The 1016-nt window shown below is 69.0% G+C and carries 1 protein-coding gene; it reads left to right on the forward strand.

All coding sequences use genetic code 11. The annotated features are described in order from the left end of the window. Nucleotides 1-1016, forward strand: a 1016-nt coding sequence (locus tag ACWD0F_RS52155) for a beta-ketoacyl synthase N-terminal-like domain-containing protein (RefSeq protein WP_449890613.1), incomplete at both ends; no start/stop codon positions are given.

Here is a 1016-nt window from a genome sequence, read left to right on the forward strand (position 1 = left end):
CGCCTCCTCCTCGAAACCACCTGGGAAGCACTCGAACGAGCCGGAATCAACCCAGAGTCGTTGCACGGCAGCCAAACCGGGGTGTTCACCGGGGTCATCGGGCAGGAGTACGGCCCGCGCACGCATGAAGGAGCCGAGAGCCTCGACGGTTACCTGCTGACCGGCAACACGGCAAGCGTGGCGTCCGGCCGCATCGCCTATACCTATGGTCTGGAAGGCCCTGCGGTCACCGTCGACACCGCCTGCTCCTCCTCCCTGGTCGCCATCCACCTCGCCGCCCAAGCCCTGCGCAACGGCGAATGCTCACTCGCCCTCGCCGGCGGCGTCACCGTCATGGCCACCCCCGGCATGTTCGTGGAGTTCAGTCGCCAGCGCGGGCTCTCGCCGGACGGCCGGTGCCGGTCCTTCGCCGCGACCGCCGACGGCACCGGCTTCTCCGACGGCGCCGGCATCCTCCTCCTCGAACGCCTGTCGGACGCCCAGCGCAACAACCACACCATCCTCGGCCTCATCCGAGGCAGCGCCATCAACCAAGACGGCGCCAGCAACGGCCTCACCGCTCCGAACGGACCCGCCCAACAACGCGTCATCCAACAAGCGTTGGCCAGCGCCCGACTGACCCCCTCCGACGTCGACGTGGTGGAGGCGCACGGCACCGGGACCACCCTGGGCGACCCGATCGAGGCGCAGGCCATCCTCGCCACCTACGGCCAGGACCGCGACCAGCCGTTGTGGCTGGGCTCGATCAAGTCCAACATCGGCCACACCCAAGCCGCCGCAGGCGTCGCCGGCATCATCAAAATGCTCATGGCCATGCGGCACCACACCCTGCCCCGCACGCTGCACGCCGACCAACCCAGCCCCCATGTCGACTGGAGCGCCGGCGCCGTCAACCTCCTCACCGAAGCCCAGCCGTGGCAGCCCAACGGACACCCCCGCCGCGCCGCAATCTCCTCCTTCGGCATCAGCGGCACCAACGCCCACCTCATCCTGGAACAACCACCCGAACCAGAACC

The sequence above is a fragment of the Nonomuraea sp. NPDC002799 genome (assembly GCF_053592075.1).